Source organism: Mesorhizobium sp. M2A.F.Ca.ET.042.01.1.1, assembly GCF_003997405.1.
In the GTDB taxonomy this organism is placed as follows: domain Bacteria; phylum Pseudomonadota; class Alphaproteobacteria; order Rhizobiales; family Rhizobiaceae; genus Mesorhizobium.
The window spans coordinates 1-424 of the sequence record NZ_RZRX01000658.1 but is presented as its reverse complement, the minus strand read 5'-3'; the positions used below and the strand labels follow the sequence as shown (position 1 = coordinate 424).

The following is a 424-nucleotide window of genomic DNA, read 5'->3' as shown; positions in this document are numbered from 1 at the left end:
ACTTGCCGAAGAAGATTTGCCGGGTCGCGCAGGCGCTCGCCAAGCTCATGCGCGGCAGCGGCATTTCGATATCCGCGCCGCCTGCAAGGATTTTGGCGATAAATTCAGCGGGCTCGGAAAAGACGCTGTCGCGCCGTGTCACCACGCCCAAAAGCCGCACGCCATAGGCCGAAAAATCCTTCACGACGCCACTGAGGACATCGTGTAATTCGGCCATGGCCTCTTCACGCGTCTCTTCGCCGGCGGTGCTGATGCGGAACGCGTTGAGCGCCTTGTCGACCCAGCCGACACGCCCGACCATCGGCCGGCGGATGAGCGTCAGGAAAGCCTCGTTGACGAACAGGTTCTTCGAGCCCAACTCGTCCATGTAGCGGGCATCGAGCTCCGCCACGAAAGGGTTGTCAAAGTCCCCCTCGATCTCTGG

1 pseudogene is annotated in these 424 nt (G+C 61.6%); it reads right to left on the bottom strand.

From position 1 onward, the window contains the following. A pseudogene (locus EOA23_RS35405) lies at window positions 1–391 on the bottom strand (type VI secretion protein); the annotation flags it as partial. Window positions 392–424: the final 33 nt, after the last annotated feature.